At 66.7% G+C, this 23,712-nt stretch carries 22 protein-coding genes; 6 read left to right on the top strand and 16 right to left on the bottom strand.

Annotated elements, in window-relative coordinates; genetic code table 11:
* On the top strand, positions 1-704 hold a 704-nt coding region (locus K206_RS0125430; RefSeq protein WP_020205201.1), incomplete at its 5' end, for a helix-turn-helix domain-containing protein.
* Between the two features lie 137 nt (positions 705-841).
* Here K206_RS0125430 and K206_RS0125435 read toward each other — a convergent pair.
* From K206_RS0125435 to K206_RS39265, 5 genes are all read right to left on the bottom strand, one after another.
* Positions 842-2,056 carry an MFS transporter gene (locus K206_RS0125435; RefSeq protein WP_043367087.1) on the bottom strand — a complete coding sequence of 405 codons (1,215 nt, stop codon included), beginning with the start codon at positions 2,054-2,056 and terminating at the stop codon, positions 842-844.
* Positions 2,057-2,223: 167 nt separating this feature from the next.
* Positions 2,224-3,192 carry a chromate resistance protein ChrB domain-containing protein gene (locus K206_RS0125440; RefSeq protein WP_029044075.1) on the bottom strand — a complete coding sequence of 323 codons (969 nt, stop codon included), beginning with the start codon at positions 3,190-3,192 and terminating at the stop codon, positions 2,224-2,226.
* Between the two features lie 83 nt (positions 3,193-3,275).
* On the bottom strand, positions 3,276-4,688 hold the full coding sequence (locus tag K206_RS0125445; RefSeq protein ID WP_020205204.1) for an MmgE/PrpD family protein: 1,413 nt from the start codon (positions 4,686-4,688) through the stop codon (positions 3,276-3,278).
* 217 nt (positions 4,689-4,905) lie between these two features.
* A complete protein-coding gene (locus K206_RS0125450; protein WP_020205205.1) occupies positions 4,906-5,886 on the bottom strand; it encodes a tripartite tricarboxylate transporter substrate binding protein in 981 nt (326 codons plus the stop codon).
* A 56-nt stretch (positions 5,887-5,942) separates the two neighbouring features.
* Positions 5,943-7,427: a lyase family protein gene (locus K206_RS39265; protein WP_063826877.1), complete on the bottom strand. Its 1,485-nt coding sequence runs from the start codon at positions 7,425-7,427 to the stop codon at positions 5,943-5,945.
* A 134-nt stretch (positions 7,428-7,561) separates the two neighbouring features.
* Here K206_RS39265 and K206_RS39270 point away from each other — a divergent pair, with 134 nt between their 5' ends.
* Positions 7,562-8,497 carry a LysR substrate-binding domain-containing protein gene (locus K206_RS39270; RefSeq protein WP_020205207.1) on the top strand — a complete coding sequence of 312 codons (936 nt, stop codon included), beginning with the start codon at positions 7,562-7,564 and terminating at the stop codon, positions 8,495-8,497.
* 267 nt (positions 8,498-8,764) lie between these two features.
* Here K206_RS39270 and K206_RS0125465 read toward each other — a convergent pair whose 3' ends face one another.
* Positions 8,765-9,649, bottom strand: coding sequence for a LysR family transcriptional regulator (locus K206_RS0125465; protein WP_020205208.1), 885 nt, complete (start codon positions 9,647-9,649; stop codon positions 8,765-8,767).
* A gap of 129 nt (positions 9,650-9,778) precedes the next feature.
* On the opposite strand from K206_RS0125465, the gene argC reads away from it, so the two are divergent.
* From argC to K206_RS0125480, 3 genes are all read left to right on the top strand, one after another.
* Entirely contained in the window at positions 9,779-10,708 is a 930-nt protein-coding gene (gene argC / locus K206_RS0125470) for an N-acetyl-gamma-glutamyl-phosphate reductase (protein WP_020205209.1), read from the top strand.
* Between the two features lie 350 nt (positions 10,709-11,058).
* Positions 11,059-12,141 (top strand): hypothetical protein, encoded by a 1,083-nt coding sequence (locus tag K206_RS0125475; RefSeq protein WP_020423899.1) that lies wholly within the window; start codon positions 11,059-11,061, stop codon positions 12,139-12,141.
* Positions 12,129-12,998, top strand: a complete 870-nt coding sequence (locus K206_RS0125480; RefSeq protein WP_029044076.1) for a hypothetical protein — start codon at positions 12,129-12,131, stop codon at positions 12,996-12,998. The genes K206_RS0125475 and K206_RS0125480 overlap by 13 nt, the downstream gene beginning before the upstream one ends.
* A 211-nt stretch (positions 12,999-13,209) precedes the next feature.
* Here the strand turns inward: K206_RS0125480 and K206_RS0125485 are convergent, their stop codons facing one another.
* From K206_RS0125485 to K206_RS0125495, 3 genes are read right to left on the bottom strand one after another with little or no spacing between them, the layout of a single operon-like run.
* Positions 13,210-13,887 carry a DUF1028 domain-containing protein gene (locus tag K206_RS0125485; RefSeq protein ID WP_020205212.1) on the bottom strand — a complete coding sequence of 226 codons (678 nt, stop codon included), beginning with the start codon at positions 13,885-13,887 and terminating at the stop codon, positions 13,210-13,212.
* 1 nt (position 13,888) lies between these two features.
* The gene (locus K206_RS0125490) at positions 13,889-14,329 is read right to left on the bottom strand and encodes a RidA family protein (protein WP_029044077.1); all 441 of its coding nucleotides are present in this window, start codon (positions 14,327-14,329) and stop codon (positions 13,889-13,891) included.
* The gene (locus K206_RS0125495; RefSeq protein WP_020205214.1) at positions 14,329-15,678 is read right to left on the bottom strand and encodes an NAD(P)/FAD-dependent oxidoreductase; all 1,350 of its coding nucleotides are present in this window, start codon (positions 15,676-15,678) and stop codon (positions 14,329-14,331) included. Before K206_RS0125495 ends, K206_RS0125490 begins: the two co-directional genes overlap by 1 nt.
* A gap of 203 nt (positions 15,679-15,881) precedes the next feature.
* Here K206_RS0125495 and K206_RS0125500 point away from each other — a divergent pair, with 203 nt between their 5' ends.
* The gene (locus K206_RS0125500) at positions 15,882-16,799 is read left to right on the top strand and encodes a LysR substrate-binding domain-containing protein (RefSeq protein ID WP_020205215.1); all 918 of its coding nucleotides are present in this window, start codon (positions 15,882-15,884) and stop codon (positions 16,797-16,799) included.
* A 36-nt stretch (positions 16,800-16,835) separates the two neighbouring features.
* Here the strand turns inward: K206_RS0125500 and K206_RS0125505 are convergent, their stop codons facing one another.
* The 7 genes from K206_RS0125505 to K206_RS0125535 all read right to left on the bottom strand — a co-directional run.
* Entirely contained in the window at positions 16,836-17,753 is a 918-nt protein-coding gene (locus tag K206_RS0125505) for a glyoxylate/hydroxypyruvate reductase A (protein WP_020205216.1), read from the bottom strand.
* Between the two features lie 71 nt (positions 17,754-17,824).
* The gene (locus K206_RS0125510) at positions 17,825-18,346 is read right to left on the bottom strand and encodes a flavin reductase (protein ID WP_020423900.1); all 522 of its coding nucleotides are present in this window, start codon (positions 18,344-18,346) and stop codon (positions 17,825-17,827) included.
* Positions 18,336-19,061, bottom strand: coding sequence for a class II aldolase and adducin N-terminal domain-containing protein (locus tag K206_RS0125515; protein WP_020205218.1), 726 nt, complete (start codon positions 19,059-19,061; stop codon positions 18,336-18,338). Before K206_RS0125515 ends, K206_RS0125510 begins: the two co-directional genes overlap by 11 nt.
* 49 nt (positions 19,062-19,110) lie before the next feature.
* On the bottom strand, positions 19,111-20,883 hold the full coding sequence (locus K206_RS0125520; protein ID WP_043367086.1) for an ABC transporter permease subunit: 1,773 nt from the start codon (positions 20,881-20,883) through the stop codon (positions 19,111-19,113).
* A gap of 39 nt (positions 20,884-20,922) precedes the next feature.
* Positions 20,923-22,266, bottom strand: a complete 1,344-nt coding sequence (locus K206_RS0125525) for an LLM class flavin-dependent oxidoreductase (protein ID WP_155888217.1) — start codon at positions 22,264-22,266, stop codon at positions 20,923-20,925.
* Between the two features lie 59 nt (positions 22,267-22,325).
* Entirely contained in the window at positions 22,326-23,393 is a 1,068-nt protein-coding gene (locus K206_RS0125530) for an ABC transporter substrate-binding protein (protein WP_029044081.1), read from the bottom strand.
* Between the two features lie 60 nt (positions 23,394-23,453).
* On the bottom strand, positions 23,454-23,712 hold a 259-nt coding region (locus tag K206_RS0125535), incomplete at its 5' end, for a TOBE domain-containing protein (protein ID WP_029044082.1).

Genomic DNA, 23,712 nt, shown 5'->3' on the forward strand with positions numbered 1-23,712 from the left:
GGCGGGTTTCCGCCGGCGCCTGCCGAACGCTGAAGGCCGCGCGCGAAAGCGGCGCGCAACTGGCTTCGATCTGCACCGGCGCCTTTGTGCTTGCCGAAGCGGGACTGCTGGACGGCCATCGCGTGACGACCCATTGGGCGGCCGCGGACGAGCTCTCGCGCCGCTACCCCGCGCTGGAGGTGGACACCGGCGTTCTGTTTGTCGACGAGGGGGACATCGTCACGTCCGCGGGCAGCTCGGCCGGTCTCGACATGTGCCTGCACCTGGTCGGGCGCGACTATGGACAGGCCGCCGCGGTGCAGGCGGCACGGCTCGCGGTGGCGCCGCTTCACAGGGACGGCGGACAGGCGCCGTTTATCCGGCAGCCCGTTGCCGATACGGCGACAAGCCTTTCCCCCCTCTTCGATTGGATGCTGAAAAATCTCCACAAGCCGATCGACGTGACGGCGCTTGCGGCAAAAGCCAGGATGACACCGAGGACCCTTGCGCGCCGGTTTCGCGACCAGACGGGGACCACGCCCATTCAGTGGCTGATCACACAACGGGTTCGCCGCGCGCAGGAGCTTCTGGAGACCAGCGAAGCCTCGGTCGATCAGGTGGCTTCGGCATCGGGTTTCGATTCCCCGGTCACGTTCCGCGCAAGGTTCCAGCGGGTGGTGGGGCTCACGCCGTCCGCCTATCGACGGCGGTTCAGGCAATCGTAGGGTGGCCTGCAAGCGGCGCGCATGGCCATGCCTGTGTCGGTCGCGGATCCCGCAACACATCGAGTACGTGTTGCGTGAAACGCGCAACGTACCCCGCGCGATTGCAATACCGAGGAAAACTCCACCCCGGCGTCCGCTCAGTTCAGCGGCCTGACGCGCCGGAACGCGGCCAGGATGGCCAGGTCATAGCCGATCTTCAATACGCCGCAGGCCAGCAACGGGGCGCCGGCCCAGCCCATTGCCATGAGTCCGCCGGCAAGCACCGGGCTGATCGCGGCGGCGAGGCTGCGCGGCACCGCGGTCAGGCTTGCCGCCGCTGCCCGCTCGGCGGGGGTGACCACCGCCATCACAAAGGCGGTGCGCGTTGGCACATCCATTTGAGACAGCGCGCTGCGCGCCAGCAGCAACAGCAACGCCAGCGGCAACGACGGCGCAAACGCGGCGGCGATCAGGAACGCGCTGGATGGAATGTGCGTAAACACCATCGTGTTCAACAACCCGATCTTTCGGGCCAGCGGAACGGCGGCGAGCTGTGACGCCGTGGTCAGCAATCCGGCCCAGAAGAAGAACTGGCCCGCCGCGCCGGGCGACATCCCGAAACGCTGCATCAGCCAGAGCGACAGCAAGGCATTGACGACCAGGCCGCTCGCAAACGCATCCACGCTGAACAGCATCGCGAGCCGGATGACGATCCGACGCGACGGCCCCAGCGGCGCGGCCGTCGACGTCGAGTGCGGATGGGGTGCGGGCAGCCTCGCGTAGAGCGCCCAGAGCGCAATGCCGGTCAGGGCGTAGACGACGAACATCAGGCGCATGCCGTCCAGGAACGACAGGCCGGCATGCCTGGCGAGCCAGCCCGGCACGGCCGCGGCCAGCGCCCCGAATGCGGCGGACAGCGAGCCCGCAAGGCCGTAGCGCGCAAACAATGCCGTGCGCGCCTCGGGTTTCGCGGATTCCGCCAGCCGTGCCTGCTCCAGCGGCAGGAACACGCTGACATCGCCCGAGCTCGGGTTCAGCGTGCCGACGAAGGCAACGATCAACAGCGGCCAGAGCGACGACAGGCCCGCAAAGGCCGCCCCGGTTGCGGCCATCATGACTGCCGCCCCGATCAGCAGGCGACGTTGCGCAAAGCGGTTCCCGATGAGTCCGACCAGAATGGTGGCAGCCGCGGAGCCGATCAGCGTGACGCTGCTGATCAGCCCGACGGCGAGCTGGTCGAAGCCGAGGGCCAGCAGGTACGCCGGCAACAGCACCGCCACGAAGCCGTCGCAGAAGCCACGCAGCGCCCGCCCGGCAAGAAGCGGCATGACGCTTGCGTCGGCACCGGACGGCAGCACGAGGCCGGAGAGCATGGTGCGATTCACTGGTCGGCGGCCTCGGTTGTCATGGCGTTCTCATGGATCATGATGATCTCCTGTGGCTCGATGATGCGGCAGCGGACAGGCTGCCAGTCCGGTCCTGTCCTGAGTGGAAAGAAGCCCGGCAATCCGGGAACGAGGAACGGGGAACAAGCAACGGGCTAGCGCTTGCGAGCGCTGGAAAAGTGCGTGTAGAGCGAGTCGAGGACATGACCGGCCTCCGTCAGCAGCGCGTCGTCGTCGGGCAGGCGCTCGCGCGCGCCCGCCACCATCGCTTCGAAACCGCTCGCTTCCGCAACCGGCGTGCCGCCGATGTCCAGCACGTGAACCATCTGGCCGAGGCGTGCCAGTCCTTTGTCCTCGTCCAGCCCGAAGCTGGCGAGCAACACCTCGAACGAAACCCGGTCGCCGACATGCGCGAATGTCGCGCCGTCGAAATCGAACGCCAGCGCCGCCTCCGGGCACTGGCGAACGTCTTCCAGCCAGAGGAAGGTGGCGTGGGGATCGATGAAGCGCCGGATCAGCCAGGCACAGGCAACGCGGTCCACCCAGAGGTGCCGTCGGGTTGCCCAGCATCGCCCCTGGTATTGGGCGGGGTCGCGTCTCGGGATGCTGCCCGCCCTGCCCTGTGGCTCGCCCGGCGACAGCACGATGTCGATGGCCGCGTTGAAATCGCGCCACCGCGCTTCGGCGCGGACCGAGGCCTCGTTCGGGAAGAAGTCGATCCTGCGGATCGCGTCGAATCCGCGGCCGTACCGGCGAGCCATGCGCAGCAGTGCCGCTTCGTCCGTGTCGGCCAGTGTTGCGCGCGCGCCAGAGAGCTCGGCCATCCAGTCCGCGTATTCGGGGGTGCGGTCGAACAGCGCGCGATATTCGGCATCCTGCCGCGTGTCGGTGGCCTGAACGGAGAGCGTCCAGACCTTGCCATCCTCGCCGGCCGCGTCCGACGCAAGCGCCTGCAACGGCTCGCGCACGCCGGCCAGATCGGGCAGCAGATAGGCCCCGTCGCGCAGCGCGGCCGCGCCAAGCGCCTTGATGCCGCGCCAGAGGCGCATGCGGGCCGTGGCGGCCGAAGTGGGCAGGCTGGCAACCAGCAGCACCCATTGGGAGGGAAATTGAAGCGCAGTCATGCACCCAGCTTAGCGGGCCATCGCTTGCGCTTCAATGTTGTAGAGATCTCTACGTAGGTAACTGGCCGGCGCCGGACAGGTGACTATCGCGGCGCATGAGGCGCCGCGAGGCTCTCCATCGGGGATGCGCGGCGGCCCCAGCCGCGCAGCGAGTCCAGCACGGCCTGCAGCGGCAGCCTTTCCAGGTGAAAGCAGGCCTGACCGAGCCGCCCGGCATCGCCAGGCGCCTTGCGGCCGTAGACGAAGCAATCCGTCGCCTTCTCGATCAGTTCGTCATCGGTAAGCGGCAGCTGCGCACTGCCGCGAAGGGCCTCCACGCGAATCGCCAGCCGGCGGCCGTCGCGCAGGTGAACGGCGACTTCGGCCCAGCGCGGGAAGGTCGGCGGTTCGCCCTGGCTCAGGTGCACCCGGTCGAAGAAGGCCTGGATCTCGGGCCGCAGAACCGGCTCGTCGCGAAAGCTCGCCAGATTTACCGCGCCATCGCAAATGGCCGCCGCCATGGCGTACTGCATGCTGAACTTGGCTTCGAGACCCGTGCGCGGGCGGTCGTGGATGAGTGGCACCGTGGCGCGGTAGTTCGTCTTCACGTCCACGCGCTCCACGTCGTCGAGCGTGAACGGCGTTTCGCGCCGGATGTCGAGCATGCCCTGAATCGCCCGGTGGGTGGCATAGCACAGCGGATACTTCTTGATGTCGAGCCCCGAACGTTCGATCTCCAACGGCAGCTCGCCCAGGCGGTCGAGCTCCGCGTGCAGATCCTGGCCGTCGGCATAGAGCACCGCGTAGCCCTGCTTGCCGTCCAGCGCCGCGGGCGATGCATCCAGACCCGCGTCGGCCAGCAGGACGGACCGGAGCGCGATCGCATTCGCCTGTCCTGCCTGGAAGGCCTTGCCCATCGTGCCGAAGTTCTCCCGGGTTCCCGCGATCTGCGACACGAGGATGCCCAGCGCATGAATCGTGCGCTGCTGGTCGAGCCCCAACAGGCGCGCGCAGGCGGCGGTCGTGCCGAAGGCGGCGATCGAGACGGTGGAGTGCCAACCCTTGGCGTACTGGTCGTCCACGATGGCGCGCGCGATGCGGACCGTCACCTCCAGGCCCACCACGCAGGCGTCGAGCACCGCGCGACCGGCGCTGCCGAGCCCCTCCCCCAGGGCCACCACCGCGGGAAACATCGCAACGCTCGGATGACCGCGCAGCGGGGAGCTGACGTCGTCGAAATCGAGCACGTGGCCCATCGTGCCATTGACCAGCGCGGCCATCTCGACGGGCAGGCGCTCGCCGGTGGCCCAGACCGTGGCCATGCGCGCGGCGTTGGTGCCCTGGCCGCGCGCATAGTCCAGCACCCGCGCGGACGCGGGCTCATGCGCGCCGCCCACTGCGACGGCGATGGTGTCGTAGAGCGCGCGTGCGGCGGCGGCGCGGGCCTCGGCGGAAATCGCCGAGGCGTCGAAGCCGACCGCGAAGGCGGCGATCTTCTCGCTGGCTGAAAGGTGCATGAATTCGTACTCCTGGTTTCGTTCGAAAAAAGCCTGCTCGCCGGCAGGTGGATGGATGACGCGCCGCGCGCGTCGATGCCTTGAATGCTTATGGGCCCGGGTTGCCCGGGTTGCCCGCAACGCCTTCAATGCCTTCAATGCCTGAAGCCCGGGACGGAATGCGAGGCGCGCGAATGGAACGCGGCGCTTCGCCTCGCCCGGCATTCAGGTCGAGCGCTCATTCCGGTTCGATGCCGGCGCGCTGGATGACTTCCCGCCACTTGACCGTCTCCTTGCGCATGAAGGCCGACAGCTCCTGCGGCGAGGAGCCGATCGGCTGCACGCCGTCGACCATGAACAGCTTCTGCACCTCGGGATCCTTCAGCGCCGCGACGGCGGCGCGCTGCAACTTGTCGAGAATGGGCTGGGGCGTGCCCTTGGGCGCCAGCAAGGCGTACCAGACATAGGACTGGTACCCCGGCACGCCGGCCTCGGCGATCGTCGGAACTTCGGGATGCGCGGGAGAGCGCTGGGCGGTGGTGACGCCCAGCGCCACCATCTTGCCTGCCTGCAGGAAACTGCCGCCGCTGCCGAAGCCGGCGAACACGGCTTGCAGGCGCCCACCCATCAGGTCGGTATAGGCCGGCGAGGCGCCCTGGTAGGGGATGTGCTCCATGTCCAGCCCGGCCATCGACTTGAGCAGTTCCATCGACAGGTGCAGGCCGCTGCCGGTGCCGGAGGAACCGTAGGAGAACTTGCCGGGATTCTTGCGCACCAGCGCAATGAACTCGGGCAGCGTCTTGACGCCGAGGCTCGGCGAGACGGCCAGAAAGTACGGCGCCTGCGCCAGCAGCGAGATCGGCTCGAAGTCCTTGACGGGATCATAGGAGAGCCGCTTGACGAGTCCCGGGTTGATGGCCGCCTGGGCTGTCAGGGCCAACGCCAGCGTATAGCCGTCCGGCTTGGCGTGGGCCACCAGGGACATGGCGATGCCGCCGCTCGCTCCGCCCCGGTTGTCGACGATGACCGTGGCGCCGAGCTGCTTGGACAGGGCAACGGCCATCGGCCGGCCGACGGTGTCGGCGCCGCCGCCCGAAGCGTACGGGAGGACGAGGCGAATGGGGTGGTCGGGGTACTCCGCGTGCGCGGCGGCGCTGAGCACAAGCGCCGCCACGGCGACCGCGGCGCGGCGCAGGGGACGAAGGTTGAGGATTGGCATGGTCTCCTTTCGTTTTATTTGGTTGGATTGTTCCGATTCCGGATAAGCGGCGCCGCTCAGCCGGCCCGCGCGCGCGTGAGCGCAAGAAGCGCGTCGCCGGCCCGGGCGAGAGCCTGCCGGGCCTGCGCGTTCCAGACGCCGGCGGCTTCGGCTGCCGCGCGCTCCTCGTCCAGCATGCGCATCGCCTCGTCTGGCTGGGGTCCGCCCGCGCCACGGCGCCGCAGGATCATCTGCTCGGCATCCACGCACTGGTTGTACTGCACGGCGTCGATCGGGAGTTCCGCGCCGGCCTGTTCGCGGTAAAGCGCGCAGGCCTGTTCGTAGGAGATCTCCGCCAGGCGCAGCCGCCGTTCGCGGCCGAAATCGGTCAGGAGCGAGGCGAAATGGTGGCCGAGGCGGAAAGGCACGCGGGCCTGCTGCATGAGCACGTCGGCAATCTCCGTGACCGTGGAATAGTCCGCATCCACCTCGCGGCGGGCCTGCTGCGCGTCGACCACGAGGCTGTCGACGATCCGCGTGAAAAGCGCGAACAGCTCCACGAAGCGCTTGGAGGACAGCGGGTCGTAGGCGCGGTAGTCGAACATGCCGGTCCGCACGTTGTGGGCGACGAGGAACGGCCCCTGCATCTCGCAGAGCAGCAGGCTGCTCTGCGCCCGCAACTGCTCCAGGGCGGCCGGATTGCGCTTCTGCGGCATCAGGCTGCTGATGCCCATGAGTTCGCCCCCGCGCATCGTGAGCCAGGGATGAGGCGTGAGGTACTGCGAATGCAGGTCCTGCGCAAACTGGCTGATCTGCACGGCGCAGCTGGCAAGCACGGATGCCAGTTCCAGGCTGCTGTCCACCGAGGCAAGATGGTTCGCGTCGTAGGTGTTGCGCACGATGCCGCCAAAGCCCAGCAGGCTGGCCAGGCGTTCGCGGTCGACAGGGAAGCTCGATGCCGCCAGGGCGGCCGCGCCCAGCGGACTGAGGTTGATGCGCGCATAGGCCTGCTCCAGCCGCTGTTGCTGCCGGCCCAGCGCGGCGGCGACGGCCAGCAGGTAGTGCGCCAGCGTCGTGGGTTGGGCCTGCACGCCGTGCGTGTAGGCAGGAATGACCGTGCGCACGTGGTCCCCCGCCAACTTCAGCAGCCCGCGCCGCATGTCGCCCAGGCCCGCGTGCGCATCGAGCAGGTCGGCCCGCAGGTTCATGCGCGAGAGCGTGGAGGCAATGTCCTGCCGGCTGCGGCCGGCATGCACCAGCGACGCCGACGGGCCGGCCAGCTCGGCCAGCCGGCGCTCGTAGTCGAGATAGTCGCCCGAGGGGTGTGCGGCTGGCGCTTCGTTCTCAAGGGCCAGGATGGCCTGCGCAATCGCGCGGGCATCCTGCGCGCCGATGACGTCGCGCTCGGTGAGCATGACGAGGGAGGCCTGGTTGATCTGGCCGAGGAATGCCGGAACCCGCGCACCACCGCGGAAGGCTTCGTTGACGTCCTTGACGGCGTAGGCGGCGCTGGCGTGGCCGGAAGGTGCGGATGGTGCAGAAGGTGCGGACGGTGCTGACATGGAGGCACATGGAACGGAGTTATGTTGCCGCTAATGTGCGTCCCGTCAGTTCATGCCGTCAAATGAATTAATTGGCATCAATCATTGCCTGCATTGCATAATATGGCCATTGCGCCGAGACTCCCCGTGCCGCCATGTCGATGACCTTCCAGCAACTTCACTGCATCCGCCAGATCGTGGCCAACGGCTTCAGCGTTTCGCGCACGGCCGAGGCGCTCTTCACCACCCAGCCAGGCGTGAGCAAGATGGTGCGCGCGCTCGAAGACGAACTGGGCATCGTGGTCTTCGCGAGGCGCGGCAATCGGCTGGTGGGGCTGACCGATGCCGGACGCGAGGCCTATTCGCTTGCGGGCCGCATCCTGCAGGACTCGCAGGCGTTGCGCGGCCTGCGCGACAACGGGCAAGGCGGGCAGGCGCGCGGCACGATCCGCCTGGGCACCACGCATGTTCATGCGCGCTACCGGCTGCTGCCCGTCACCGGGCGCTTCCTGCGCACCTACCCTCACGTCCAGCTGGAGTACTCGGTCGGCACGCCGCCCGAAATCCACGCCGGCGTGCGCGACGGCAGCATCGACATCGGCCTGAGCACCATGCCGTCGAACGCCGCACCCGATATCCTTTCGCTTCGCGCCTACGAGATGGAGCGCTGCCTCGTCGTGCCGCAGGGGCACCCGCTGCTGGCACTGGGCGAGATCAAGATCAGGGATCTGGCCGACTGGCCGTGGATTGTGCACGACGAGAAATTCACGTCCGGCGCCGTGGTGCAGCGTGCGTTCCAGATGCACGGGCTACAGCCCCGCATCGTGATGCGCGCCATGGACGTGGACGTGATGAAGGCCTACGTGGCGCAAGGCGTCGGCATCGCCGCGCTGAACAAGATGGCGATGGAAGACGACCCGGATCCGAGGCTGCGCTGCATCGAAGCCGGGCATATTTTCCCCGCCTCGACGGCTATGGTCATGGTTCGACGGGATCATTTGCTCAAGCCGTTCGCCTTCGACTTTATCCGGATGCTGCTGCCGCGCGTGCGGCGGACGACGCTGGTCGCGGCACTCGGTATTCCGACGTAGCGCGGACTTCGTTCCCACCATCCGCGTGCCGTGCGCGACCTTCGGCGGGACTTCTCTCGCCCGGCCGGCCCTGAAACGAGTCGCGGCACGCCGGCGTGACGACGCCCGCGGTGGCGACTGCCGCTCGATGACGGTTGCGCGAATCCCTTCGTCGCAGAACAGCCTCGCGGCCGCCTGCCGCCTGCTCCGCCCCACGCGATTTCATGGATGGAACGAACCGAAGCGGCAAACAGTAAACAGCCAATGGCAAACGGCAAACGGCAACGCCTACGTCAATCGCAGATCCCACAACACATCGAGTACGTGCTGCGTGGAACGCTCAACGTACCCGGCACGATGCGCGATACCGAGCCGGCGCCACAACGCCGGGCGCAGCGGACGCATGACAATGCGCCCGTCGAGCAATGGCGTGGTGGCCTCATGGGGCAACAGCGCCGCGCCATAGCCTGCCGCCACCAGGCTCTTGATCGCGTCGTTGTAGTTGAGCTGAATGCGCGGCGCGGGATGCTGCCCTCCGGCCGCGAACCATTCCGCGGTCAGACGCGAGAGGCGCGTGGTCGCGTCATTGAGAATGAGAGGCTGGGCGGCGAGCCATTCCGGCGTGACGCGGGCCGGGCACCGCCAGTGCGCCGGCACAAAGGCCATCACGGGGTCGCGGCGCCAGGGCTTTATCACGAGTCCGGCCACCGGGGGCTGAGGCAGTGCGACCAGCCCGACATCCAGCGTTCCATCCGCCAGTCGGGACAGCGTTTCATGCGAAGTGAGCACCGCAATCTGAATGTCGATGGCGGGATGGTGCTGGCGCAGCGCTTCGAGCGCCTGCGGCAAGAGGTGCGCGATCACGCCGGTCGACGCGCCGAGCCGCACGCGCCCTTCGAGCCCCTGCACCTGGCGTTGAATATCGTCCAACGCCTGCTCCGCATCGGCCAGCAGCCGGCGCGCGCGCTCCACCAGCACCTCGCCAATCGCCGACGGCCTGACATGACCGCGCTTCCGTGACAGGAGCGGCGCCCCAATGCGGTCTTCGAGTTCGGCGATGTGGAGGCTGACCGTGGGCGGCGCCAGGTGCAATGCACGCGCCGCATCGGCAAATGAGCCACGGTCGGCAATGGCGACCAGCGTGCGCAGACGGTCCAGGCTGATCTCTCGCATGTCGGCATCCAGATTCAGGAAAACTGAATATTAACGTTATCAAATTCAACTTTCCCTATTCTAGCGGTCCGGAGAACATAGGGGCTCGTTCTCCTTGTCACAACCCACAGTCACCGGAGTATTCCCCGTATGCGCTCTCCTGTTGTTTTCATCGACGGCGACCAAGGCACCACCGGGCTGCAAATCCACGAACGGCTGCGCAACCGGACCGACCTCCGGCTGTCCACGCTTGCCGCCGCGGAGCGCAAAGATCCGCGGCGCCGCGCGGAAGCCATCAACGCCTGCGACATCGCCATCCTCTGCTTGCCCGATGCCGCCGCGCGCGAGGCGGTGGACGCCATTGTCAATCCCGCCGTCAGAGTCATCGACGCCAGTTCCGCCCACCGCACGCGGCCGGACTGGACATACGGATTTCCGGAAATGGCGCCGGGACAGGCCGAGCGCATTGCGAACGCGCGTCGGGTCACCAATCCCGGTTGCTATCCGACCGGCGCCATCGGCTTGCTGCGCCCCCTGTTGCAGGCCGGGCTCATACCGGGCAACTACCCCGTCAGCATTCATGCGGTGTCCGGCTACTCCGGAGGCGGGCGTGCCGGCGTGGAGGAATATGAGGGACCGGGGGCCGTCAACGCGCCTTCATACCAGGTATATGGCCTGGAACTCGCGCACAAGCACACCCCGGAGATCCAGCAGCACGCCGGGCTCGCGCAGCGTCCCATCTTCGTCCCCGCGATTGGGGCGTTCCGCCAGGGCATCGTGCTGACGGTCCCCCTGGCGCTGCGGCTGCTGGCACCCGACGTGGATGGCGCCGCGTTGCACGCATGCCTCGCACGCCACTATGCCGAGGCGGCCCACGTAAGTGTCACGCCGCTGCACGAATCGCGCGCCCTGAAGCACCTGGATCCGCAGGCGCTGAACGGCACCAACGACATGCGCCTGAGCGTATTTCCCAACATGGAACACGGGCACGTCCTGCTGTCCGCGGTTTTCGACAATCTTGGCAAAGGCGCATCCGGCGCAGCGGTGCAGAACCTGAACCTGATGCTCACGCGGCAATAGCGGCCGATGGCTTCAGCTGACGTTCGGCCGCAACCATATGCCGACGATTGTGCCAATGACCGCGCGCCGGCTCCGCCCGAAACGGGGGGAGGGGGGCGAGGCCGCGCCGGTCAGTCTGACCGCCAGCCACCCTGCCCGAAGCTGAGACGAGCGATGTCGAGGCACCTCCGGCGTCGGCACCAAGGCTCCAGGAATTCGAAAGCGCCGCTGACGGCATCAAGATGGGCCGCCGAAAGTGCGCCAGCGGTTTCTTGGCCAATTTCAATGTCAGGCGGCCCTTCACCGAGGCTGAAGGCGGCGTGATGCGTGAAATCCGAGTAAGCCTTCAGGAAACATGGTACTTTCAGCGGATGCTGAAAAAGGCCAATTCAATGAAACAGGCGGAAGCTCGTGCTGGTGACGCGTTGCGGCGGCTGCTGGAGCACGTCCCGATCCTGCGGATCGAAGACATCGAGGCGGAAGCCGTCTCGGCCGATTGGAGGCCGGACCTGATCGCCCGGCTGCTCGTGGCCGGACGGCGGCACCTGCTCGTCTGCGAATACAAGCCGAACGGCCAGCCACGCTACGCCCGTTCTGCGCTGCTGGAGCTGCGCAACTACGTATCGCAAAGCGCTCCGGAGGCAACACCGGTCTTCATGGCACCCTATATATCTCCCGCGGTGCGGCAGATGTGCAAGGAGAAGGAAGTCGGGTATCTCGATCTGGAGGGAAACGCTCGCATTGCCTTCGGCGGTGTGTTCATCGAGCGCATGGTGACCGACAAACCAGTTGCCGAACAGCGCGAACTCAAGTCGCTGTTCCGGCCAAAGTCGGCGCAGGTGCTGCGCGTCATGCTGCGCGAACCGGGCCGCGCGTGGCGCGTCACGGAGCTGTCGGAAATCTCCGGGGTCAGCCTGGGACATGTCAGCAATGTGCGCGCCGCCCTGATCGACCGGGAATGGGCACGCGCCTCGAACGATGGCCTTGTCCTTGCCGAGCCCGGCGCACTGCTTGACGCGTGGCGAGACAGCTACGCCGCGCCGGCAGGCGAGCGGCTGCGGTTCTACACGCCATTGCATGGCAGCTCGCTCGAAGACGCGGCCCGCGACGCACTGCGCACCGAAGGCGGCGCGGGACATGCAGCATTCGCGTCCTTCTCGGCGGCGCAATGGCTCGCCCCTTACGGCCGGACCGGCATGCATTATTTTTTCGCCGACGAGGAAGGTCTGGGGAAGCTGCGGGCAGCGCTGAAGCTCGCGCCAGCCCTGAAGGGCGAGAACGTGGTCGTCACCGTGCCGAAGGACGCGGGACTGCTAGCGGACACGGTTGAGCCTGCGCCGGGCGCAGTCTGCACCAGTCCGGTCCAAACCTACCTCGATCTCTCCATTGCCGGAGAACGCGGTGCCGAGGCTGCGGAACACCTGCGCCAGGAAAGGCTCTCATGGCACGAATGACACCCCAGGAACCACAGTCGGCCGCTGAATATGACGACCGGACGACGGCGGCCGTGAAGTCGGTGCTGATCGAGATCGGTCAGATCCTTGGCAGTTTCAAGGGCAGGTTCGCCATCATCGGCGGCGCGGTTCCCTGGCTGCTGCTCGCCAACGAGGATATGCCTCATGTCGGCACGCTCGACGTGGACGTCGGACTGGATGCGGAAGCGCTCGGCGACGGCGAGTACGTCACCTTGGTCGGCGCCCTTCAACGCCACGGCTATGCCCAGCGCGAGGGGCTTCGACGCTTCCAGCTGGTGCGCCGGGTTCCCGCGCGAGATGGCGGACAAGCGATCGACGTCGTGGTCGATTTCCTGATGCCGCGCGACGCCGAGATCGTCAGGAACGATCCCCCGTTGATCAGCGACTTTGCCGTGCAGCGGGCCGACGGCGCCGACCTGGCGATGCGGTTCTACCAGCTGGTGGCCGTGGCAGGTCCGATGCCAGACGGCGGGACCAACCGCGTGGAAATCGCGGTGTGCTCGATCCCCGCTTTGCTGGCGATGAAGGGCCACGCGCTGGCGGGCCGCTACAAGCAGAAGGATGCCTACGACATCTACTACTGCGTGCGGAACTATCCCGGCGGCATCGCGGTGCTGGCGCAGGAATGTCGTCCATTGCTGGGTCATGCCAGCGGCGAGCGCGGCTTCATGCACATCGCGGAAAAATTCGACACCGTCGAAGGACATGGCCCCACCTGTGTCAGGCGCTTTGTCGAAGACACGCACGCGCTGGGTGATCGCACTGCCGAACAATGGCAGCAGGACGCATTCGGGCAGATCGACGCGCTGCTGCGCGCCATGGCGCTGCGGGCTTGATTCGAGCGGCCATGTACGACACCAACTTCGCAATCTGTCGGCGCCCCTGGCCGCAGGGCTGAAGGATGCCGGCACTGCGGGTGCCGGCATCCAACTCAAGCTCGCCGGTTATGAAGTCTTTCGCTTCGGTGCCGCGGAGCTGCCGGTGCCCACGGCAAAGGCCGACGTGAGCCGCCTCGATACCATCGAGGCGCGCACCGCCGGCACCGCCTCACTCATCGCCCGGCACGCCGTAACTGGGCGCGGCGAGCGGATTGAGCGCCCGCGTCACATAGTCCTGCATCTGCGGCTGATACCTCCGCCACAGCGCGTCCAGCACGGTGACTGGATCGTCATCGGTCCAGTCCACGCGCAGGTCCACCAGCGCCCAGGTTTGCGTGCCGGCGATCTTGAGCGCGGCCGAATGGACCGGTCCGGCTTCGCCGCCGGCCTTCACGGCGGCGTGCATGGCGTGCAGCAGGCGGTCGGCCAAGGCGCCCTCGGATTGCTCAAAGGCCGCCACCATGACGTCGGCCACCCGCCGGTCCGCCAGCATGTTGCCGGCGGCGAGGCATTGCTGGCCGGCAACGGCATGGCTCAGCCCCAGTGCTTCCTTGCCGGTGAAGAACGCCGTCCTTCCCTGCTGGTCGATGACGGCGACCTGGCGGTACTCGCTCCACTCACGGGCGGCCAGCGCCTGGTCCAGCGCCTGCGCCGGCGGCAACTTGCCGGTTGCCAGCAGGTCCAGGATCTCCGGGCCCAGCGCGGGCAGCGTGACGTTCTGTGTGGCCACCGCGCCGACGCCCGCGCGTACCCAGGGGCAGCGCGCGCCGACGGAGATGCTCGAAGAGCTGATGGCGATACCGAGTTGCCCGGTCTGCGGGCAGCGGCCGACGATGGAAAAGGTCATGTCAGGCTCCTTGCGCCGGCGTCGCCGTCCAGTTCTCGGGAATGACGGCAATCACGTCGATCTCCATCAGCCACTGCGGCTGGCCGAGGGCGCTGATGCACAGGCCCGTCGAGATCGGGAACACGCCCTTGAGCCACTTCCCCACTTCCTGGTAGACCGGCTCGCGATAGCGCGGGTCGGTGATGTAGGTGGTGGTCTTGACGATGTGGCTCAGGTCGCTGCCGGCTTCCTCGAGCAGCTGCTTCACATTCTTCATCGCCTGCTCGGCCTGCGCGCGCGGATCGCCCAGCCCGACCAGATTGCCGTCGAAATCGGTGCCGATCTGCCCGCGGACATAGACGGTATTGCCGGCCCGCACCGCCTGGCACAGGTCATTGTCAAGCGCCTGATTGGGATAGGTGTCCTTGGTGTTGAACATGCGTATGCGATGGTGCGTCGGCATCATTTCGCTCCTGCGAAGGTGGTTTGCAATGGCGCCTCTGGGGCGATGGTGGTGCTGGCGACCTCGCGCGGGCGCGGCGCCGCCCTGGCGCGCAGGGCGACGTCGTAGGCGAGGTACTTGCGCTGGTTGGCGATGTGATCGCCGACGTGCTTGGCGTCGTGCCACACGCCCCAGATGAAGGATGAGCCGCGCCGGGACAGCCACGGCAGGCCCAGGAAATAGACGCCGGGCTCGCTGGATACGCCGCGCTGGTGTTGCGGCTTGCCTTGCTCGTTGAAGGCATCCACCTTCAGCCAGTCGTAGTCGACCGCATAGCCGGTGGCCCAGATGATGGTCTTCACGCCGGCCTGGGCCAGGTCCAGGCTGGCGATGGGGTTGCGCACGCAATCCGGGTCGGGCGGGATGTAGCGTGCCTGCGGATCCTCCGGCAGGTCCAGGCCGTTGCGCGCCGCATAGGCGTCGGCGGCGTCCAGCATGGCCATCAGGCTCTGGTCGCCACGCGCAAGGTTGGCGGCGAGGTCGCCTTCGAAGCTGGCCACGCCGTTGTCGAAGGCCTTGGTCAGCCCGACCAGTTTCATGCCGCCGTGCGCGAGCCGGCGAAAATCGATGGCCTGGCCGCCATAGGCGCCGCTGACGGCAATGGTCACGTGTTCGCGGCCGGGCACCGCGATTTCCTTGTCCCACTCGCCGAGCACGCCCAGCCACCAGCAAAAGTCGCGGCCGCGATAGGTGCGCGGCGGACGGTCATGCGCGCCGACCGAGAGATAGACCTCGCGTCCCGAGCGATGCAGTTCGTCGGCGATCTGTACCCCCGACGAACCGGCGCCGACCACCAATACCGCCCCGGCGGGCAGCTGCGCGGGATTCTTGTAGTACGCCGAATGCAATTGCGTCAGGCCCGCATCCACGGGCGCGATGGCGGGGATCACCGGGCGCTGGAACGCGCCCGTGGCCACCACGACGCGGAGCGCATGAAAACGCCCGGCGCTCGTATCGACCACGAAACCCGGTTGTCCGTCGCGGCGCTCGACGCCCAGGACCTCGACGCCGGTGCGCACGGGCGCGCCGAACTGCCGCGCGTATCGCTCGAAGTAGTCGGCCACCTGTTCCTTGGCGGCAAAGCCGTCCGGGTCCACGTTGTCGAATTCGAGGTTGGGGAAGCGGTCGTGCCAGGCCGGGCCATTGGCGACCAGCGAATCCCAGCGCCTGCTGCGCCACCGCTCGGCGATACGATCCCGCTCGAGTATCACGTGCGGGACCTTGAGCCGCGTGAGATGCTCGCTCATGGCGATACCTGCCTGGCCGGCGCCGATGATCAGCGTATCGATTGACTCTGTTTGCGCAGACATCGCTGCCTCCTTTGATAAATGACGCATTTCATGAGCATCAGATGTCCCGGTACGGGACGTGGAACCGCCTGTGCCCCCCGCTCGGGGCAAATTCGTGGGTAGATCAGAAATCTATGTAATATTCGATCTGAATCCAAAAAAGCTATTCAAGACCGGTCAACCGTCTGTTCCGTTCCAGTTCTCCAACCAGATCCGTCATCGAGATGAATCCACTTCGCTATTCGCTGCGCCAGCTACGCTACTTCGTGGTGGCCGCCGAGGAACTCTCCTTCACGGGCGCGGCCAGGCGCCTGCACATCTCCCAACCCTCCATCTCGACCGCGCTGGCCGAGCTCGAGGCGGCGATCGGCGTCCAGCTCTTCATTCGCCATCACGCCAGCGGCCTGTCGCTGACGCAGTCGGGGCGGGATCTGCTGGGCAACGCGCGCAACCTGCTCAAGAACGCCGAAGAACTGCAACTGGCGGCCGCCGAACTGGACGAAGGCATGACCGGCTCGATCGCGCTGGGCTGCATGGTGTCGCTGGCGCCGCCGCTCATGCCCGGCATCATCAGCCGCTTCGTGGCGGAGAACCCGTCGATCTCCATCCAGACCACCGAGGCCCATCAGGACACGCTGTTGAGCGGCCTTCGCGATGGTTCCATCGACATTGCCCTGACCTACAGCCTCGATATCGACGACGACATCCATTTCACGCCGCTGGTCTCGCTGCCGCCCTACGCCATCCTGCCCAGGACCCATCGCTTCGCCAACGCGCGCAAGGTGTCGCTGGCGTCCTTGCTCGATGAACCCTATGTGATGCTCGACTTGCCGCATAGCCGCGAGTATTTCTCTTCCCTCTTCGACACCCTGGGCCGGCGTCCGGTCACTGCCTTTCGCTCGTCCCAGCCTGAAGTCGTGCGCGGCATGGTGGCCTGCGGACTCGGCTTCAGCATTCTCAACTTCCCGCTCAAGTCGACACGCACCGTGGGCGGTGATGAATTCGTCGTCAAGCGCTTCAAGGAAGAGGTCAAGGCGACCACGCTCGGCATTGCCCAGTCGCAGGCGATGAAGCCGCGCAAGATCGTCACCAGGCTGGCGGCATTCTGCGAAAGCCACATCCGCAAGATGCGCATCGACTGACCGCCGCGCGGGATGGCCGCGGCCGCGTGCGCGCGATCAATATCCCAGCGCATGCTGCACCTGGTGTTGCAAGGGCTGGCCATCGGACAGGCGTCGTACGTTGTCCACTATCTGCGTGGCCACCACGCCGGCATCCGATATCGCGGCGACATGCGGCGTGACGATGATCTTTTCATGCCGCCACAAGCCGTCATCGGCCGGCAACGGCTCGACCGGGAACACATCCAGCAAGGCGCCGCCGAGCCGGCCGCCGTCCACCGCCGCCAGCAGGTCGCCCACATGCAGCTGGTCGCCGCGGCCGACGTGGATCACGTAGGCGTCCTCGGCCAGCCGGGCGAACAGATCGCGCGACAGTATCTGCCGCGTGGCCGGCGTCAGTGGCAGCAGACAGACCAGGATCTGGGTGCCCGCCAGGAATTCGTCCAGCTGCCCCTCCGCGTAGCCTTGCACGCCTGCCATCTCGGTGCCCCGGCGCGACCAGCCGCGCACCGTGAAGCCGAGCTGCAGCAGCAGTGTCGCCACGGTCTTTCCCATCAGGCCCATGCCCATGATCCCCACCACCGTGCCGGGGGCGCTCTGCCCGGGCACGCGCTGCCACTGGATGGCGCGCTGATTGGCGCGGATGCCGTCGAACCCGCGATGGCGGTTCAGCACCCCCCAGACCACGTACTGCGCCATGCTCCGCGCCTGGCTTGCATCGACGATGCGGCAGATCGGGACCTGCAGGTTCGACGCCGACGAGATGATGCGATCGGCGCCGGCACCGATGCTGTGGATCAGTCGCAGGCCCGGCAGCCGCGCATAGCTCTCGGCCGGCGGCGCCCAGCTGATGGCCACTTCCGCGCGTGCCGACGCGGGGTCGTCCAGGGTGCAGATGTCCAGCTCCGGGGCAATCCGGCTGATGGCCGGTGCATAGTGCAGCGCGGCCTTGTCGGTGAAAACGAGTGCGGTCATGCGTTGGTTGCTTGCGGTGGATGGGCAGGATGCATGGCGGTCTCGGGCCGCCGCGCCGGTATGGCCAGTCCTCAGCTCGAGAGCGCGTGATATCGGCGCTGGTAGTACAGCAGACAGGTCTCGATATCGCGGTCGTCGATGTGCAGCACCTCGCATAGCAGGACATCGTGCGTACCCACGGTGGAGCTGCCGATGATCTTGCAGTGCAGGGACATTGCCGCGCCGTCCAGCGCCGGCGCATACCCTTCGCAGCGGGTCCAGCTTCCATGCGAGAAGCGCTCGGGCATGGGCGTCTTTCCGGCGAAGGCGGCCGACATCTCCTGCTGGTCGGCGGCCAGGGTGTTGATGCAGACGATGCCGTTGCCCACCGTGGTCGCATAGGCCGACGAGCCGCGGTTGAGGCACACCAGCACCGTCGGCGGGGTATCGGTGATGCTGCATACCGCGGAGGCGGAGAAGCCCGCGTAGCCGTGTTCCCCGTCGGTGGTGACGATGTGCACGGTGGCGGCGATCCGCGCCATCGCGTTGCGGAACTCCTGCTGCGTGGCGGCGGCCCTGTGCGCGGGCGCGTGGCTTGTCGTTTCAGTGAGCATAGGATGGGTCCTCGCGATCCAGGATGCGTTTCATCTCTTCGAAGTGGGCCACCGAGAAATCGCGGATGCCCTCCCAGTCTTGCGCGGTCTTTTCAGCCACCTCGTCCGACAGCACCTTCAGGGGCTGGCAGGTGGCGTAGGCGATGGCCAGGATCTGGCAGGCGCGCTCCAGCGTGTACATGTCGTCGAAGGCTTCGCCGATGCTGGCCGCCGTCACCAGCACGCCGTGGTTGCCCATCATCAGGCGCGACTTTCCCTGCAGCTGCGCGATCAGCCGTGCCCCTTCGTCTTCGGTATCGGCCATGCCGCCGAAGTTGCCGTCGACGGCCACCCGGTTGAAGTAGCGCGCCGTGTTCTGCTCGATGGGCTTGATGGCGGGGTCTTCCAGGGTCGAGATGGCGGTGGCATAGACCGGGTGCAGATGCAGGGCCACCCGGATATGCGGGGCGCGGCGATGCAACTGGCCGTGGATTGCCCACGCGGTCGGGTCGACGGCGCCGGCGGCGGCAGTCTGCGGCGGGCTGTCGGCATCCAGCAGCAGCAGGTCGCTGGCGCGGATGGTCGAGAAATGCTGCCACTTGCGGTTCATCAGGAAGCGCTTGCCGTCCGGCGAGACGGCCGCGCTGAAATGGTTGGCTACGGCCTCATGCATGCCCAGGCGGGCAAAGAGCCGAAAGCACGCGGCCAGGTCGATGCGGAGTTGATGTTCGTTCATTGTTGTTGCTTGCCGGTTGCAGTGCGTCTCATGTCGGGGGAGCACCAGATCAAGCAGCCCGCGCCCGCGGCCGCACCAGTTGCAGCACCGCGAACAGCATCACGACCACGAACAGCACGATCGACGATGCCGCCGCGAGCGTGGGATTGGCTTGCAGGAGGATGTCGTCCCACAGCTGCTTGGGCAGGGTCGACTTGACGCCGCCACCCATGAAGAGGGCAATCGTCAGTTCTTCGAAGGAGGTCAGGAAGCCGATCACGAAGGCCGCCGCCAGGCCGTTCTTCACCGAAGGCAGCGTGATGCGCATGAATACCTGGAAGCGGTTGGCGCCCAGCGTGGCCGCCGCCTGATCGATGGACCAGTCGTGCCCCTTGAAGGTCGTCAGCAGGATCACGAACACCATCGGCATGGCGATGACGATATGGCCGATGGCGATGCCGGTATTGGTCGCCACCAGCGAGATCTGGGCGCACAGGTAGAACAGCGCCATCGCGATCACGATCGACGGCACGATCATCGGCAGCAGGAACAGGAAGAAGATGCCGCCGGCCACCCGGCCGCTGGAGCGCGCCATGCCCAGCGCCGCCAGCGAACCCAGAATGCAGGTCGCGATCGCCACCAGGAAGCCGATGCCGAAGGATCGCAGCGTGGCATTGATCCAGAGCGGCGACTCAAGATAGACCTCGTACCACTTCAGGCTCAGGCCCTGCGGCGGGAAGGTCAGGAACTGGCCATCCGTGAACGACATCGGCACGATGGCCAGGATGGGGAGCAGCAGGATGGCAATCACCACGCAGGAAAACACCGGGAGCAGCGGAATCTTCACCATGCGGGCGACGTGGCGGTCGTAGGCGGACACGATCCAGCCCGACGCGCGGCCCAGCGCATAGACCAGGCCCAGCCCGAACCTGCGCAGGTGGCGATGCCGCGAGCTGGATTGCTTGCTGTCGCTGCCGGCCAGCGACGACAGGCCGAACACCAGGTCGTAGACCACGCAACTCACCAGCGCGGTGATGACGAGCACCACCGCCAGCGCGCTGCCCATCTGCCAGTTCTGCAGCTCGTTGATCTGCACGATGATCAACTGGCCCAGCATCATTTCCTTGGGGCTGCCCAGGAAGGACGGAGTGACGAAGAAGCCGAGCGCGCTGATGAACACCAGCAGCCCGGCCGCGGCCACGCCGCGGATCGACTGCGTGAAGAAGATGCGCCAGAACACATTGGCGCGATCGGCGCCGAGGGTCGACGCGGCCATGGTCAGGCGGCGGTCGATCTGGTTCATCACCGGCAGCATGGTCACCACGGCCAGCGGCAGCAAGGTGTGCGACATCGCGAACACCACCACGTTGCGGTTGAACAGGAACTGCGACCAGTCCAGGCCCGCGGCCTGCGCCATGCGCTCGACGAAGCCGCCCCGCCCCAGCAGGATCAGCCAGGAAAAGTTCTTCACCAGCGTGCTGCTCCAGAACGACAGCAGCACGAACAGCGACAGGATCTGCTGCGAGCGCCTGGACAGGTTGGACAGCCAGTACGCCACCGGGTAGCCGATCAGCAGGCAGATGGCGGTGGTCTCGACGGCCGTGGCAAAGGTGTTGAGCAGGACCTGCCGGTAGACACTGGGGCCGAAGAAACGGGCAAAGGCGGCAAACGACAGTGCCCCCTGGCTGTCGAACAGGCTCAGCGGAAAGATCCGGAACGACGGCAACAGCAGGAAGATCGCCAGGAACAGGCCGCCCGGCAGGGCCAGCCACAACGGCCCCGGACGCCAGGGTCTGGCGCGGGCGGCGGTGCGGTCGAGGACTACGTCGGTCGGCACTTTCATGCGTTGCCCCGGATGCTCGGCAATGGACAAGGCTGCACCTTATGCGGTAACGGCATCGACATGCCGGTTGACGGGACGCGCCAGCCCCAGGTGCTCGCGCAGCGTGGCGCCGCTGTAGGCCTTGCGATAGACGCCGCGGCGCTGCATCTCGGGCACCACCATGCCCACGAAGTTGTGCAGGTCGTCGGGCAGTACGTGGAAGCTCAGCATGAAGCCGTCCGCCGCCCCGCTTTCCATCCACTCCATCATGTGGTCGGTCACTTGCGCGGCGGTGCCGCACAGAGTCACCTTGCCACGTTCATAGCTGGAATAGAGCTGGCGCAGCGTCAGCTTCTGCTCGCGGATCATGCCGGCGATCTGATTGAAATAAGCCTGGTGGAAGTTGGACTTCTGCGGAATCATCTCCACCGGCACCGGCTCATCCAGCGGCAGGCTGGTCAGGTCGGCCTCGAGATCCGCGCCCAGGCGCATGCGGCCCACGTCCGGATGGATCATGCGCTGCAGTTCCTGGTACTTGTCTTCGGCTTCCGCCTGGCTCTCGCCCACCACCACCGAGAGTCCGGCCAGGATCTTCAGGGAATCGGCGCTGCGCCCGAACTGCGGCAGGCGCCCCTTCAGGTCGGCATAGAATTTCCTGGCCTGGGGCAGGGTCGGGTCCGAGGCGAACACGACTTCGGCGGTCTCGGCGGCGAACTGCTTGCCCACCTCCGACGAACCGGCCTGGATGATCACCGGACGCCCCTGCGGCGTGCGGCGGATGTTGAGGCCGCCGTAGACCTTGAAATATTTCCCGGAATGGTCGGTGATGTGGAACTTGTCGGGATCGAAGTTGATGCATTGTTCCTTGTCCTGGACGAAGGCATCGTCTTCCCAGGTATCCCACAGGCTTTCGACCACCTTGTAGAACTCGCGCGCCCGCACGTAGCGGTCGTCGTGCGGCGGCAGCTTGTCCAGCCCGTAGTTGCGCGCCGCATAGTCGTTGGCCGACGTCACCACGTTCCAGCCCGCGCGGCCGTGCGAGATGTGGTCCAGCGAAGCAAACAGGCGGGCGATGTTGTAGGGCTCGTAGAAGCTGGTCGAGGCGGTGGCGCCCAGGCCGATGTGCTGCGTCGAGCCGGCCAGGGCCGACAGCAGCGTGATCGGCTCGAAGCGGTTCATGAACTCCGGGTTGCGGCAATGGATATGCAGCTTCTCGGTGCGGGCAGCGGGCGTGTCCGCGATGAAGAAGAGGTCGAACAGCCCCTGCTCGGCCGTGGCGGCGATCCGCCGGTAGTAATCGATGTTGGTGGCCGCGTCGCGCGGCGCGCTGGATTTGAGCCAGGAGGCCGGATGCGCACCGGTAGGATGCGTCAACAGGCCCAGATGTATTTGTCGATCGTTCACGTTACCACTCCTTCGAATCTGCCTTGCTTGTTCGCCGGACCGCCAGGGTCGGGCCCGGATCAACCCTGGATCAGCCACTCCTGGAACCGCTCGTTGGCGATGTCGTAGTTCTTGCCCCACCAGGCGGTGTCGCGACGGCGCAGTCCCTCGAGGTTCTTGGGATAGGTGGTAAGCAGCTCGGCGCGCTTCTGGTCGATCAGCTTGATCGATTCGGTATTGGTGGGGCCGTTGCCGGACAGGGTGCCGTATTCGGCGAGGCGGTCCGCGCGCATGCAGAAACGCACGAACTGTTGTGCCTGCTTGAGCTTCTTGGTGCCGGCCACGATCGACCAGCCGTCGACGTTGTAGGTGCCCTGCCAGACGATCTTCACCGGGGCGCCCGAGGCGATGGCGGCCAGCGCGCGCGAGTTCCAGGTGTCCGAGAGATCGACCTCGCCGCTTTGCAGCAGCTGGGTGTTCTGCGCGCCGTTGGACCACCACACCGACACCGACTTGCGGATCTTGCTGAGGGACTTCATCGCGCGGTCGATGTCGAGCGGATAGAGGTCCTGGGGCGCCACGCCATCGGCCAGCAGGGCCAGCTCGAGGGTGCCGCTGGGCGAGCGGAAGAGGCCGCGGCGTCCGGGAAAGTGCGCGGTGTCCCAGAAATCGCGCCAGCTCTGCGGACCGCCCTTGGGGAACCTGTCACTGCGGTAGCCCATGACGACGCCGTAGACCGAGAAGCCGAACCAGTTCGCGGTGAGCATGCCGGGCAGGATGTTCTTGCCGTCGCCGGGCGCATTGTCGAGCGGCGCGACGTAGTTCTTGGCGCTGGTCAGGCGCAGCACGTTGTCGGGGGTGACCATCGCCACGTCCCAGATGCCGGAGCCGGAGTCGACCACCAGCTTGAACTGCGTCACGGGATCGGATTCGTGGGCGACGTTGATGACGCGGATGCCGGTTTCCTTCTCGAACGGGTCGTAGAAGGCCTTGCGCATGGCCGGGCCAAGCGCGCCGCCGTTGTCGGCGACGGTCAGGGCTTCGGCGGCGGAGGCACGCGGCAGCCACAGCATGGGGGCGGCGGCGACGGCGCCCGTGACGGCGGCGGTCTTGATGAATTCGCGGCGACTATTCAATTTCTTGTTCATTTCAGGCCCCAGATAGTTGACGAGCAGGATGGATCAAGACACTCCCCTTTGAGACGACTTTCATTTTTCGAGCAGGCGCGAATGGCTCTCGCGCCATTGCAGCGAGACGGTCGCGCCGACGTGGCGCGCGCGGCTGCCGGCGGCCTGGCGCACGGTCATCACGGTGCCGCTGCCAAGCTTCACCAGCAGGCGGGTCTCGGAGCCGGCGTAGATCTGCTCGATGACTTCCCCATCGACGTAGCCGCCCTGCTCCACCAGCTCGATGTACTCGGGGCGAATGCTGATGGTCGCCTCGGCCGACAGCGCGCGCGCGCTGTCG

Source organism: Cupriavidus sp. WS, from assembly GCF_000395345.1.
Classification (GTDB): Bacteria; Pseudomonadota; Gammaproteobacteria; order Burkholderiales; family Burkholderiaceae; genus Cupriavidus; species Cupriavidus basilensis_B.